Genomic DNA, 13,651 nt, shown 5'->3' on the forward strand with positions numbered 1-13,651 from the left:
GCCGCCGTCCTCGGGAGCCGCTCCTCGATCTTCCGGGTGATGTCGATCGTTTCGATGCGCCTGGAAGTACGCACCTCAAAGAAGAAGCTGTTCATGATTTGCCTCCTGGGTTTCGCCCGCGCTTCGCCCGAACGAGGGGCGGCCCTGTTCTCACCTGTCTGCGTCGCCTCCCAACCTCAATCCGACAGAAACTGGTTCGGTGTTCTCTCGGCCGGGGCCCGGGGCAAGGGGGTGCCGGCTCAGACACCCCGTGCGCGCCGGGCCAACGGCATGGTGCCGGATCGGCAGGCCCCGGCGCGCCCGGGAACTCGCCGGTTCACCCCCTCGCCCCACGCCCCGGCGGCCGGGCAAGGAGCACCGTTCTGACGGACTGGAGCTCATGAGGAGGAAACAGGCGCCGATCCCTTGTTTCAAGGGATTCCTGACATCTAGAAGATCCGGTCGATTTCGGTGAAGAAATACACGGGGTTATCCGGCGTCGCGCCCGGGGGAAAGACCGCCTCGCCGTGCCGTCCGCTTCCGATCGAGAGGACGGTTTCCCGGTCGAAGAAGACCTTCCGCGTGATGTCGATCTCTTGCGGAGGATCTCCGGGGCAGACGACCGGCACGAGGAAGACCTGGGGATCGATGAGGGTCCGGACGGAAACCGTGCCCGCGCGGCGCTCCCCCTCGACCCGAAAGGTGAAACGGTCGGGCGCGACCGCCCCGGCCTCGCACCCATCGGGCGAGATCCGGAAGACCGAGACGACCCCTTCCCCCCCACCGGAGAGGCTCCAGTCGGCGCAATCCGCGACCGCGCGAAACGCCCCCTCGCTCCGTACCCGATAGCCGGGGAATTCCGAGAGATCCATCTGGGTGACGGCGCGCCCTTTCCAGATCTCCGTGCGGCAGACGAGCGTGTAGTCATTGCTCAAATGCTCGATGTTCGATGGATCGAAAATCCACGCAGGAATCGATCCTCCGGCGAGCGAGCAGCCGTCAGCCGCGAGGAGGGTCGGCTCGGGGACGACACGGGCGGTCTCTCCATCGGCGACGACAAAGGGGGCGACGGAAAGCGGGCGGGCGTTCGAGAGGAAGAGGAGGAGGCGATGGGATCCGGCCGGAAGGCCCGAGAGAAGATTCGTCCTTCCCGCAAGGAGCGGGCGGGAGAAACTCCCGGGCGGCCCCTCGAGGGGGAAGAGGACGGCGACCGCGGGGCCGTCCGCGGGGGAGGGGCTCGCCTCGATGCGGAGAAACCCGGTCCCGCCGGCCCACTCCTCGATACCCCAGCCGGATTCCGTTGCCGCGGCCTCGTCCGCGAGGTGGAGGGAGATGGAGCCCACGTACGGACTCGAGCGCGCCGCGAGGCCCTCGATCGCTTGAAGCACGAAGGAGCGCCATCCGTCCGTCCAGAACGGCCCGGCGCATGCGACGAACGAGGGGAGGAGCTCCGCCCATTCGCGGTCGTCCGCCCCCTCGATGAAGGCGTGGAAGTCCTCGAATGCGGGGGCGACCCTCCGCGCGCCGCAGGCGAGCGCGATCCGAACCCCGAGCGTCTCCGTTGGAGCGATCTCCTCGCAAACCGCGCGCGCCCGCTCCCGGACGAGCGCGAAGAGCGAATCGCCGACGGTCGCCGTTTCCTCGATCGAAGCAAGCCACGACTCGAGGAGGGGCGTCCATTCGAGTCCGGGATCGAGCGCTCCCGCCTCCTCGCGAACGGCGGCGATGCAGACAGCCAGAGAGTCCGAGAGCGATCGGAAGGTGGTCGCGGAGATGACGACGTCATAGACCTCCTGCTTCGAATAAGTGCTCCCGTGCCCGGCGACCGTGGTCGCGAAGCGATCGGTCGCTCCCTTGAGGAGAAGCATCTGGGCGACATCCAGGCGGTAGAGGAGATCCGACAATCGACCGAGCCGGCCGTTCAGATCGGCAAAGGGTTGGTCCGGACACGGGGGAAGATCGCCGGGCGGGCCGGCCGAGTCCCCTCCGCATCCGGCGAGAAGCAGAGCAAGAAGAAGAAGAACGGATCGCGCGCTCTTCAAGCTCATGCGAACGCCTCCACCTCCTGTGCCGGCCACGCTCGACCCTACCCGGCCCCGCTTATCTCGTCAACCAGAGCCGACTCTCCCTCAAGGAACACCTTCATCGACCGTTGAGGCGCGTGCTAAGGACTCATAAGCAGTTGTATCTAAATCGATTGCGATGTTCTGCCCCCCCGGTCGGGAGCGTGCCGAAGGGGCTCCTCGCGAGGCGATACGACCCTCCTTCACGAGGAAGCGAGGCTTCGCTTCTGTTCCCGGCAGTGGACCCGCCGCCGCGGGACGGGGCGAGCGCCCAGTCGGATCGGTGAGAGCGAGAGGATCACAGGCGGTATCGCTCGCCGTATCGGACGGTCGTGACCTTGCGGAAACCCTCTTCCTCCCTGAGCATGCGGGCGAGGCTCTTCTGCGCGTTCTCTTCGCCGTGCACCAGGAAGATCTCGCCGAGCGAGTCGCGCCGATAGCCGGAGAAGAAGCTCCTCAGCTCCTCATAGTCCGCGTGGGCGCTGAACGCGTTCAGGATCTTCACTCTCGCCCGAAGGTGGAACTCTTCCCCGAAGATCCTCACCTTCTCATGGCGCTCGACCAAGCGCCGCCCGAGGGTGTTTGCCGCCATGAAGCCGACAACCAGAATCGTGTTCCGCGGATCTTCGATCGTGTTCATCAGGTGGTGCAGAACGCGCCCGCCTTCCGCCATCCCGCTCGAAGAGATTATGATCGCGGGGCCGTGGAGGCTGTTCAGCTTCTTGGATTCCTCTGCGTCGCGGACGAGCGTCAGCCTCTCGAACCCGAACGGGTTCTCGTTATGGAGGACGAAGGCGTCGAGGACCTCCTTGTCGAAGCACTCGGGATGGTCGAGGAAGATGGAGGTCGCCTTCACGGCCATCGGGCTATCCACGAAGATCGGGATCTCCGGGATTGCGTTCTCGTCGCTGAGAAGGTGAAGCATGAAGATCAACTCCTGCGTGCGCCCCACGGCGAAGGCGGGGATGATCAGCTTCCCGCCACGCTCCGAGGTTTGTCGCACAACCTCACCGAGCTGGTCCCGCGCCTCAAGGATCTCTTCGTGAAGGCGATCCCCGTACGTGCTCTCCGAAACAAAGACATCGGGCGAGGGGGGCATCTGGGGATCGCGGAGGATCGGGAGGTTTCTCCGCCCCATGTCCCCCCCGAAGACCACGCGGCGAATCTTCCCCCCCTCCTTGATCTCGAGCAAGGCCATCGCGGATCCGAGAATATGCCCCGCGTCGTAGAGCGTGAGATGGATCCCCGGCGCGATCGCGGTCCGCTCTTGGTACCGAATCGGGCGAAACCGCTCCATTGTTCGATCGACATCTTCCTGATCGTACAGGGGTTCGGCGACAAACCCCTGCTTCCGTCTCTTCTTGCTCGACAGCTTCTTCGCGTACTCGGCATCGCTTGCCTGGATGTGGGCGGAGTCGAGGAGAACCAGCCGGGCGATATCCCGCGTCGCGGGCGTTGAGTAGATAGGGCCTTCGAACCCGAGCCGGAGAAGGGTGGGGAGGTTCCCGCAATGATCGAGATGGCCATGCGTCAACACACATGCATCCAAGCTTCGCGCGTCGAACGGGAAGGATCTGTTCCGCTCGGACGCCTCTTGCCTTCGCCCTTGGAAGATGCCGCAGTCGATTTCCAGGCATGCGGAGGGGGTCTCCAGAAAGTGCTTGGACCCGGTCACCTCTTCGGCGCCACCCCACGAGTAGATCTCGGTCGCCACCTCTCCCCTCCTTGTTCCTCGCGAACGCGCAAGACCCGGATCATAGAAAGGGTCCTTCTCCTTGTCAAACGAGACCGTTGCGGGGAGGCAGGACCGCCGGATCTTTTTCGCGGGAACAGCGAAAAGACCTTGTCATGTAGACGCGTGGTTCGTATCATGCCCGCGCGAGGAGCGGTTGTGTTTCACGTGAAACATTGGGGGGAGGATGCATGGGAAGGGTAATCGCAGTGGCGAACCAGAAGGGTGGGGTGGGGAAGACGACAACGGCGGTGAACCTCGCTGCCAGCCTTGCGGTCGCCGAGAAGAAGACGCTTCTCGTCGATATTGATCCGCAGGCCAACGCGGGGAGCGGCCTCGGGATCGTGGCGTCGGATGCCGAGAACACGATCTACGAGGTCCTTCTCGAGCAGGTTCCCCTCCGCGAGGTGATCCGGAAGACCGAGATCCGGTTCCTCGACTTCGTCCCCTCAGGGAGAAACCTAGTCGGAGCGGAGATCGAGCTGGTCAACGAGCTTGCCCGCGAGCAGAGGCTCCTCAAGGCGATCGATCCCGTAAAGGGAGAGTATGATTATATTTACGTTGATTGCCCTCCGTCGCTTGGGCTCCTGACCGTCAACGCCCTGACAGCGGCCGACACCGTTCTGATCCCGATCCAGTGCGAGTATTACGCACTCGAGGGGCTCACCCAGTTGCTGAACACGATCCGCCTGATTCAGAAGAACCTCAACCCAAGGCTAACGGTCGAAGGGGTTCTTCTCACGATGTTCGACCAGCGCCTGAACCTCTCGCGGCAAGTGGCCGAGGAGGCGCGGGCGTACTTCCCGGACAAGGTCTATGAGACGGTGATCCCGAGGAACGTGAGGCTGAGCGAGGCTCCCAGCTTCGGCAAACCCATTCTTCTCTACGACGTAACGTGTTTGGGAGCAAGATGTTATCTTCAACTAGCGAAAGAGGTGATCGAGCATGACGAAGCGGGTGCTGGGGAGAGGGCTCGAAGCACTGCTATCGGCTAGTCCCGTGAACGCGGGAGCAGCGGAGACCTCTCCGCGCGTCGATGAGGTCCCTGTTCATCTGATCGTCCCGAGCGAAGCCCAACCGCGCAGGCGTTTCGATCCGAGCCGGATCGCCGAGCTGGCCGAGTCGATCCGCCAGAAGGGTATCCTCCAGCCGCTCGTTGTGCGGCGGAGAGGGGATCGTTATCAGATTGTGGCGGGGGAGAGACGATATCTCGCCGCCAAGCAAGCCCGCCTTGAGAAGGTCCCGGTTGTCATCCGCGAGGTGCCGGACGAGGAGATGCTCCAGTGGGCATTGATTGAAAACCTCCAGAGGGAAGACCTCGACCCGGTGGAGGAGGCGGAGGCCTTCCGGATCCTGATCGAGGAAAAGCGGATGACGCACGAAGAGGTCTCGACTCTCGTCGGGCGGGATCGCACATCGATCACTAACTCGATCCGCCTTCTCCAGCTGGCCGAGCCGATCCTAAGAGCGCTCGGAGAGGGCCGCATCACCCCGGGGCACGGGCGGGCCCTCCTCCAGGTCCCGGCCGGACTCCCGCGCAACCGATTGTTTAACAAGATCTTGCGCGGCGGTCTCTCCGTCCGGAGGACCGAGGAGCTCGCGCGGGGTGTTCGCCCGACCAAGAAGCAGGAAAGGAAGAAGACGGTCGCGACCAACCCGGAGATCGCGACTTTGGAGGAGAAGCTCCGCCATCGTCTTGGGACAAGGGTCCGCATCCATACGGCCGGCAAGGGGGGCACGATCGAGATCGAGTTCTACGGACCGGACGATTTCGATCGGGTGTTCGCTGAGCTGATGGCGGGGGCGGAGGAATCGGGTTAGTCACGCAACGCGTTGTTTTGTAATTCGTTGCCCGTCTTCTTCGGTGCGGGTTCGGGCCCATCGCGTTCGAACTAGAGGGAGACGGAGGTCTAGGGCGAGGTTCCGCCGGCCGCAGGGTAAAAGCCCCTCCGGTGGACGAGGATGCCGGCCGCGTCTTGACCAAGCGGCTTCGGATCCGCACGAAAACCGATGCTTGCGAACGTCCGGCAATGATACCTTTGCATCCGATCGGCTGCGGGCCCGGCTCGATCGGCACGGTGGCGGGGCCGGCGTGAGGGGAGCGCCTCCGCTTCGAAAGGGACAAGGCCTCGCTCGGTCCGGAGCCGCACCCGGGGCGCCGCCCAGCGCCCTCCAACCGGGGGTGGTGCATGAACAGGCTCGTGGATCTTTTCCGCAAGCTGGATGAGATCGAGGGGAAGCGAATCCCTCGCGACGAGAGGGAGGCCCGCGTGCGGGCGATCGAAAAGGAGATCGACAACGAGAGACTTCTCCGTCTGTACCGCGACAAGAAGACCCGAACGGGTTCCGGGTTGGCGCCGATCAAGGACGGCGTGTGCCTCATGTGCGGCATGCACTACCCGGAAACCCATCAACTGATCCACAGGATCGAGACAGAGGTCATGTGCTGCGAGTTCTGCGGGCGCATCGCCTTCGTCGCTCCTCCGGATTATCGCCTTCCGGAGAGAAGAGGGATTCGAAAGCCACTTCCCGAGAAGGCGCCGGAGACGCCTCCTGATCCTGCCCTGAAGAGCGTCGCTGTTCCCTCCGAGCCGCTGAGACAAGAGGCGAGACCGCCGGCGCGAAAAGCCCGCGAAGGGACGTCCAATGGGCGGAGGCTCAAGAGCGTCGGGCGGGGTGCGAGAAAAAGGAAACCGCGCGCTCAGAAGAAGAAGGGCCCTGTGAAAGACGCGGGCGGAACTCGCGCGAGAACGGCGGGCGCGAGCGGACGGGCGAAGCGCCTCAACAAGAAGAAGGCGCCGGTTGGGCGGAAGAAGGCTCGGAAGAAGCCGGCAACCTTGTCTCGGCCTTCGAGGAAGAGGACCGGGCGGCGATCCTGATCGACTCGAACGGTACGGCTCCTATCTCTTCGGGAGGATCCTCTCCGCCCGGGATCTCCGTTCCCTTGCGTTCCTCCCCGGTGCCGAGACCGGACCCCCTCCTGCATGGGCGATCCGCTTGGAGGATGATCTCGTGCTGAACAACGACGGAAGCCGGATGATCCCTGAGCAGTCGAGGGGAAGCGGTCTCTATGTTGAGCACGTCGCCCGGTACCGCTTCGCGGCCGCTCTTGCGAGAGGCCGGCGGGTGCTCGATTGCGCATGTGGAACCGGCTACGGCTCTCGAATCCTGCGTGAGGCGGGGGCTCTCGACGTGATCGGCGTGGACATCGATCCGGCGGCCGTCGAGTACGCCCGCGCGCACTTCTCGGGCGAGGGGATCCGCTATCTCGTCGGCGACGCGGCGCGCCTGGAGCGGATCGAGGACCGCTCGATCGATCTCTACGTCTGCCTCGAGACGATCGAGCATGTCGCCGACGGAGAGGCGCTCGTCCTCGCCGCGGCAAGAGTGCTGAAACCGAACGGGATCTTCCTCTGCTCGACGCCGAACTGGGAGGTCTCGCGGGCGCACAATCCTTTTCATGTAAAAGAATTAACACTCGCCGAGTTCCGGGCTCTTCTCTCGACCGGGTTCTCCGACGCGCGCGTCTTCTTTCAGAGAAACTACTTGGCGACGCGCATCGCGCCCGGGACGCTCGACGGGGAAGAAAAGGAAGCGGACGGCCGCGCGATCGTCATTAGCGCGGACGAGCTTCGCGAGTCGCCCGAGGAGGCTCCCTACTTTCTCGCGGCGGCGGCGAACGGCCCGCTCCCCGAGCTGATGCCGCGGGTCGATCTTGGTCCTCCCGAGGCGACGGAGAGGGACAGGAGATACATCCAGAACCTCGAGGGGGGAGTCGCGGAGCGGGACCGCGCGATCGCGGAGCGGGACCGCGCGATCGCAGAGCGGGACTGCGCGATCACGGAGCTCTCGCGCGCGGGCGAGGAGACCCGCGCCCTTGCCGGCGCGCTCCGAGAGAGGGTCGCCGAGCATGAGGGAACGATCGACGCTCTCGGGCGCCGAATCAAAGAGGAAGAAGCCGCGCACGCCGCCTCGATCGAGGAGAGGAACCAGTACATCCAGAATCTCGAGGGGGGAGTGCGGGAAAGGGACGATCGGATCCGCGATCTCGAGATCGCCGGCTCTCGGAGAGAAATGGTCCTCGCGCTTTGGCTGATCCAGGCCGGGATCCGCGTGAACCGTCTGTTCGGAAAGATCCCGACGCGCGCCTACCGATTCCTCCGCGATCGGTGGAAGCAGCGCGCCGCCTCGGCCGTGGCTCCCGCCGGAGGGGCGCCGTTCTTCAGCGTCGTCGTTCCCGTGCACAATCACTCCGCGTATCTCGAGCAAGCGATCGAGAGCGCGCTCGGCCAGACGTTCGCCGATTTCGAGTGCGTTATCTACGACGATGCGTCGACAGAGCCGGAGGCGCGGCGTCTCCTCGAGCAATACGCGGCGCATGAGAAGGCGCGGGTGGTCTTCGGGGATCGAAATCGCGGCCTCTCCGGGGCGCTCAACCAGTGCATCGCCCATGCGCGCGGGGAATATCTCGCCTTCCTGGATTGCGACGACCTGCTGGACCGAGACGCTCTCCGAAAAGCCGCGGCCGTTCTGGCGAAGGAATCTCAGGCCATCGATATTCTCTATACGAACCGTATGGACATCGACGAACGAGGAGAGATCCTCCGTTTCTGGGATTTTCGTAACCGAGCGGTCGGACCTCCGGCGGACGAGCTTCTGAAGGGGATGTTCTGCAGCCACCTCAAGGTGATTCGCCGCGAGGCATTCCGCTGCACGGGGCTCTACCGGAGCGAGTACGACTCGGCGCAGGACTACGACATGGCGCTTCGGCTCTCCGAGGGGGGCGTCTTCCGGTTTCTTCCGGAGAGCCTCTACCGGCACCGCGTTCACCGCGGCCAGGCGACCCAGGGATCGCCCGCCTTGCAGGAAGCGCTCGCGGCCAAGGCGCGGGCGGCGGCGCTCGTTCGCAGAAGCCTCGCGAGGGGAGAGCTCGGCAAGCGCGTGTCGATCGTGATCCTCTCGCTGAACCGGGTGGCGGACACGAAGCGCTGCGTCGAGGCCGTCGCCAGGCACACGCCTCTTTCCCACGAGGTTCTCGTAGTCGACAACGGCTCGACCGAGGAGGCGCTCCGGGACCTCCGCGCGCTCGCCTCGACCGATCGGTCCTTCCGCCTGCACGAGGCGGGGCGCAACCTCGGGTGCGGCGGCGGGCGGAACCTCGGGGTCGAGATGACCGGCGGGGAGTACGTCGTCTTTCTCGACAACGACATCGAGGTTTCCCCCGGGTGGCTCGAAAAACTCCTCGCCGAGATGGAGACGGACGAGCGTCTCGCCGCGTGCTGCTGCCGCGTGATCTTCCCGGACGGACGGATTCAGTACAACGGCGGCGCGATCCGAAGGGGCGCGCGGCGGATCCGATTCGATCTCATCGACACGGGGAAGAACGCGGCGGATCTCTCTTCTCTCGAAACGCACGACTGCGATTGGATTCCCGGAGGCGCGACGATCTTCCGAAGGGAAGCGCTCGTCTCGTTCCCTTACGACACGGAGATCGCCGGCGCCTACGAGGACAACGATTGGTCGATGCGCGTGCGTGCGGCCGGATATCGCCTGAAGAACGCGCCGCTCGCCGCGGTCGTTCATCATCATATGGACTTCAATGCGGCCGTCCGGCGCGATCGCCACTATCTCGACGCCCGGTACAACAAGGAAACCCTCGAGCGCACCCTCCTCGGCTTCTATCGGAAACACGGGGTCTTCATCGACGAGGAGGATCTCTATCGGTACCTCGGCTACGAGGGGAGCGACGCCTTCATCGAGCGGCACGCTCCGGAGAAGCGGATTGCTTCCGCGTAGGGCGGGAGATCCTCACGAAGCGGGCCGCGCGTCTCCTCCGCGGGGGTCGGGCCTTCTTCTTCGCGCTCTTCACGTGTTCATCCGAGGAGGACCGGGCGCGTTCCTCCGTCGCGCGCGCCGTTTCGTGGTGAAGAAGATCGAGGCGAGAGTCCCGATCGAAGAGGCCTTGCGGCGCCCTCTCGAAAGGGAACGCGACCACCCCGCGGATCTCCGCCGTCTTCTCGCTGCTGCGAGCGCGCTTTCCGATCCGCCGCGATTCGATGTCGTGCTCGTCGACCGAAAGGGAGTCCCTCTCTCGGGCGAATGGCGCGAGGGAATCGAGCGGTCGATCGCCGGCTGCCCGAGCGCGGCGCTCGCGAGGGAGACGCTAAGGGAAGACGCGGGCGGCGATGCTCTCGGCAGGCTTCTTCGGAGCCTGACGTCCGAAGCGGTGTTCCTCGTGCGGGCCGGCGACTCGCTCCGCCCGGGCGCGATCGCGCGGGCGGCTCTCGCTTTCCGCGAGCATCCGTCCGCTTCCCTTCTCTATGGAGACGAGGAGGTTCCTCTCGCGGGGACGAGCCGAACGATCCCCCTCTTCAAGCCGGGCTGGTCGCCCGATCTCTTCAGAAGCTCGTTCTTCACCGGATGGCCGGTCATCGTGCGTCGCGTGGACGCGGTCGATGCGGCGGAGAGGCTCGCGGGGCGCGGGGCGTCGGCCCTCTACGAGCTACTCCTCCGGCTTCACGAGGGCCCCGGCGCGGTCGTTCGTCTCGCGGCGATTCTCGGCGTGCGCGCCGAGCCTCCCGAGGTGGACTTCCACGAGGAGGTGGACCGGGCGATGCGGGGGGCGCTCGCCGCGTGGGCGCGGGAACGCGTTCCGGGCGCCGCGGTCGAGAAGGGCCGAATCCCGGGCTCGTGGAGGCTCCGCCGCCCGCCGTCCGGCAGACGAACGGTGAGCGTGATCATCCCGACGCGCGACGGGGGCCGCTGGTTGGAACGCGGCATCCCCGGTGTGCGCAAGGAGCACCCGCTGGAGATCCTCCTCGCGGACAACGGGAGCCGGGATCCGGCGACGCTTCGGCTCTTCGCCTCTCTCGAACGAGAGGGCGCGGCCCGCGTGCTTCCGTTTCCTGGACGTTTCAATTTTTCATTCATGATGAACGAGGCCGCTCGCGCCGCGCGCGGCGAGTTTCTCCTTTTTCTCAACGACGACACCGAAGTGCTCGAAGCCGGCTCGATCGCGGCGATGGCGGAGGAGGCGGACCGACCGGAGATCGGAGCGGTCGGCGCGCAGCTCCTCTATCCGAACGGAACGATCCAGCACGCGGGGCTTGTCGTCGGGATGGGCGTCGTGGCCGGGCACCTCTGCAAGGGGATGTGCGCGAAGGGCGCGCCCTTCTTCGTCTCGCCGCTCCTCCCGCGGGAGGTCTCGGCGGTGGACGGAGCCTGCTTCTTGGTGCGAAAGAGGACCTTCTTCGATCTCGGCGGGTTCGACGCGGAGCGCCTCGCGGTCTCGTTCGGCGACGTCGACTTCTGCCTCCGCGCGCGCGCGAAGGGGCTTCGGATTCTCTATACGCCGCACGCCGTCTTCCTCCATCATGAAACGCAAAGCCGCCGACCGGATCTCGACGAGCGGGAGGTCGCTTGGATGGAGAGAAGGTGGGGGGAGAGCCTCATCGAGGATCCGTTCTACCATCCCGGCCTTTCGCTTCTCGATGAGGTTCCGCGGCCGAGGGGATGGAGGCGCGTCCGATGAAGAAAGCCGCATGGATCGGTCTTTGGGTGCTCCTCGTCGCGGCGGTTCTTCTCGTTCCCGCGGCGCGCGCGCGAGCGGCGCGACTCGCTGGGAACGGAGCCGTTCTTCCTCTTGGTTCACGACTACGACCCTCACTCGCCGATGATCGCGACGGCGGAGACGCGGGCGGAGGAATCCTTCGCGACTCGTGTGCTGCGCCGGGGACAGGTAACGCGTTGACGCTTAGTCGGCGCGTTCCTAGAATGCAGGAGTGCTTTCGGACGAAGCGTCGGCGCGGGTGAACGATCCATGGGCATCATCCACACGATCCGCGACTGCTACGCCCACCGGGTTCTGATCCAGAGCCTGGTCGCGCGGCAGCTCCGCGCGCGCTACCGCGGCTCTCTTCTCGGTTTCGTGTGGACCTTCCTGAACCCGCTTCTTCTCATGCTCGTCTATAGCCTCGTCTTCAGCGTCTACATGCGCTTCGACATGGAGGATTACGGCGCCTTCATGTTCGCCGGGCTTCTCCCGTGGCTCTGGTTCTCTGCGTCCCTCTCCGAGGGGGTCAACTCGATCGTCTCGAGCGGGAACCTGATCACGCGGGCGATGTTCCCTCCGGAGGTCCTCCCGATTGTGTCGGTCTTCTCGAACGGGCTGAACTTCGTCTTCAGCCTGCCGGTTCTCTTCTTGATCTATCTCGCGTACGGAGTGCCGATCGGTCCCGCCGTTCTCGCGCTTCCGATCGTGATGGCGGTGCAGCTCGTCCTCACGCTCGGCATCGTGCTCGCGCTTTCTGCGCTCAACGTTCAGTTTCGGGACGTGCAGCATCTGCTCGGAAGCCTCCTTGTCTTCTGGTTCTTTCTGTGTCCGATTATTTATCCGCTTAGCAAAGTGCCGGACGGTCTTCGGGTCTTCGCCCTCGGGAACCTGATGGGCGCCCTCGTGACCGCGTACCAGGACGTCCTCTTCCACAACCGCCTTCCCTCGTGGCCTCTTCTCGGCCTCGCGGCGGCGGCGGCGATCGCGATCCTCCTTGTCGGGGACGCCCTCTTCCGGCGGCGCCGAGAGACCTTCGCGGAGTGGCTCTAAGAATGGAGAACGGTTCCCGTCCGATCGCGCTCGAGGTGTCCGGGGTCTCCAAGCGCTTCCGAAAGGCGAGGCTCGCGCGGAACTACACGACCCTGAAGAGCCTCTTCGTCCGGCGAAAAGGAGCCGCGCCCGCACACTTCTTCCACCAGGCGCTCGAAGAGATCTCCTTCCGCGTTCCCGCGGGGGAGACGTGGGGGATCATCGGACCGAACGGATCGGGGAAGAGCACGCTCCTCAAGCTCATCACCGGCATCTACCGGCCGGACGCGGGGCGAATCGCGGTCCGCGGAACGATCGCGAGCCTGATCGAGCTCGGCGCCGGCTTCCATCCCGATTTCACCGGCCGCGAAAACGTCTTCTTGAACGGGATCGTTCTCGGCATGTCGAAGAAAGAGGTGCTCGCGCGCTTCGACGACATCGTCGCCTTCTCGGAGATCGGCGACTTCATCGAGGAGCCGGTTCGGACCTACTCGACCGGAATGTACATGCGCCTCGCCTTCTCGATCGCGGTGCATGTCGACCCGGACGTCCTTCTTCTCGACGAGATCCTCTCGGTCGGCGACGAGGCGTTCCAGCGGAAGAGCCGCGAAAGGATCCGCTCGTTCCAGTCGCGCGGGAAGACGATCCTGATGGTGAGCCACGACCTCGCCGCGGTGGAGGAGTTCTGCTCGCGCGCGCTTCTCTTCATGGGCGGGAAGATCGCGTGCGAGGGCGCTCCCGCCGACGTCATCGCGCGGTATCGGGAGGGCGTGGAGGAGAAGGCGGCGGGGTGAGGGATTAGGGGAGTTTCATCGCGCGGCACGGAAACGCAGACACCGAAACTCAGCATACGCTGCAGAAGTTCGGCACCAGAAGTTCGGTGCGGCAGAAGTTCGGTGCCAGGCTACCGAACTCTTCCCCGTCGTGGAAGTTCGGTAGCCTGGCACCGAAAATGTGGCACCGAAAATGCATTGTGCGGATCTGGATCACGGGGAGCAGCGATTCCTTGTTCGGTTTCGGGATCACGGTCGGGGACACGAGCGGGGTCTTGGCTTGGGTGCAGGATTCGGTGAGCACGATCTTCGTTCTCCCGGAAAAGTGGGCGAGGTTCTCGGTTCTTAAGGATGAGCAAGGATTCCTTCTTCTCCAACCGTACGACTTCTCGTTCAGCCAACCGTTGCACCTTCCGTCAGAAGTGGCCCGTCTACGGTTCATAGCGATCGCAGGCGGAGAGTGCGCGACGCTCGCTTGGGACTCCACGATGTGCGGCTGGCAGAACACGGAGTTCACGGAGGG

At 64.8% G+C, this 13,651-nt stretch carries 10 protein-coding genes; 8 read left to right on the forward strand and 2 right to left on the reverse strand.

Annotation, left to right across the window (positions count from 1 at the left end):
• Nucleotides 1-428: 428 nt before the first annotated feature.
• Nucleotides 429-2,027 carry a hypothetical protein gene (locus FJY73_11765; protein MBM3321341.1) on the reverse strand — a complete coding sequence of 533 codons (1,599 nt, stop codon included), beginning with the start codon at nt 2,025-2,027 and terminating at the stop codon, nt 429-431.
• Nucleotides 2,028-2,340: 313 nt separating this feature from the next.
• Complete coding sequence (locus FJY73_11770) at nt 2,341-3,756, reverse strand: MBL fold metallo-hydrolase (protein ID MBM3321342.1); 1,416 nt, start codon at nt 3,754-3,756, stop codon at nt 2,341-2,343.
• A 209-nt stretch (nt 3,757-3,965) separates the two neighbouring features.
• Between FJY73_11770 and FJY73_11775 the strand changes: the two genes are divergently transcribed.
• From FJY73_11775 to FJY73_11810, 8 genes are all read left to right on the forward strand, one after another.
• On the forward strand, nt 3,966-4,769 hold the full coding sequence (locus tag FJY73_11775; protein MBM3321343.1) for a ParA family protein: 804 nt from the start codon (nt 3,966-3,968) through the stop codon (nt 4,767-4,769).
• A complete protein-coding gene (locus FJY73_11780; protein MBM3321344.1) occupies nt 4,720-5,595 on the forward strand; it encodes a ParB/RepB/Spo0J family partition protein in 876 nt (291 codons plus the stop codon). Before FJY73_11775 ends, FJY73_11780 begins: the two co-directional genes overlap by 50 nt.
• 368 nt (nt 5,596-5,963) lie before the next feature.
• Entirely contained in the window at nt 5,964-6,653 is a 690-nt protein-coding gene (locus tag FJY73_11785) for a hypothetical protein (protein MBM3321345.1), read from the forward strand.
• Nucleotides 6,577-9,570 carry a glycosyltransferase gene (locus FJY73_11790; GenBank protein ID MBM3321346.1) on the forward strand — a complete coding sequence of 998 codons (2,994 nt, stop codon included), beginning with the start codon at nt 6,577-6,579 and terminating at the stop codon, nt 9,568-9,570. The genes FJY73_11785 and FJY73_11790 overlap by 77 nt, the downstream gene beginning before the upstream one ends.
• A complete protein-coding gene (locus FJY73_11795; protein MBM3321347.1) occupies nt 9,557-11,305 on the forward strand; it encodes a glycosyltransferase in 1,749 nt (582 codons plus the stop codon). Before FJY73_11790 ends, FJY73_11795 begins: the two co-directional genes overlap by 14 nt.
• Nucleotides 11,306-11,593: 288 nt before the next feature.
• Nucleotides 11,594-12,376: an ABC transporter permease gene (locus FJY73_11800; GenBank protein MBM3321348.1), complete on the forward strand. Its 783-nt coding sequence runs from the start codon at nt 11,594-11,596 to the stop codon at nt 12,374-12,376.
• 2 nt (nt 12,377-12,378) lie between these two features.
• Nucleotides 12,379-13,149 carry an ABC transporter ATP-binding protein gene (locus tag FJY73_11805; protein MBM3321349.1) on the forward strand — a complete coding sequence of 257 codons (771 nt, stop codon included), beginning with the start codon at nt 12,379-12,381 and terminating at the stop codon, nt 13,147-13,149.
• A gap of 179 nt (nt 13,150-13,328) precedes the next feature.
• Nucleotides 13,329-13,651: hypothetical protein (locus FJY73_11810; GenBank protein ID MBM3321350.1), on the forward strand; the 323-nt coding region annotated here is incomplete at its 3' end.

Source organism: Candidatus Eisenbacteria bacterium, from assembly GCA_016867715.1.
In the GTDB taxonomy this organism is placed as follows: Bacteria; Orphanbacterota; Orphanbacteria; order Orphanbacterales; family Orphanbacteraceae; genus VGIW01.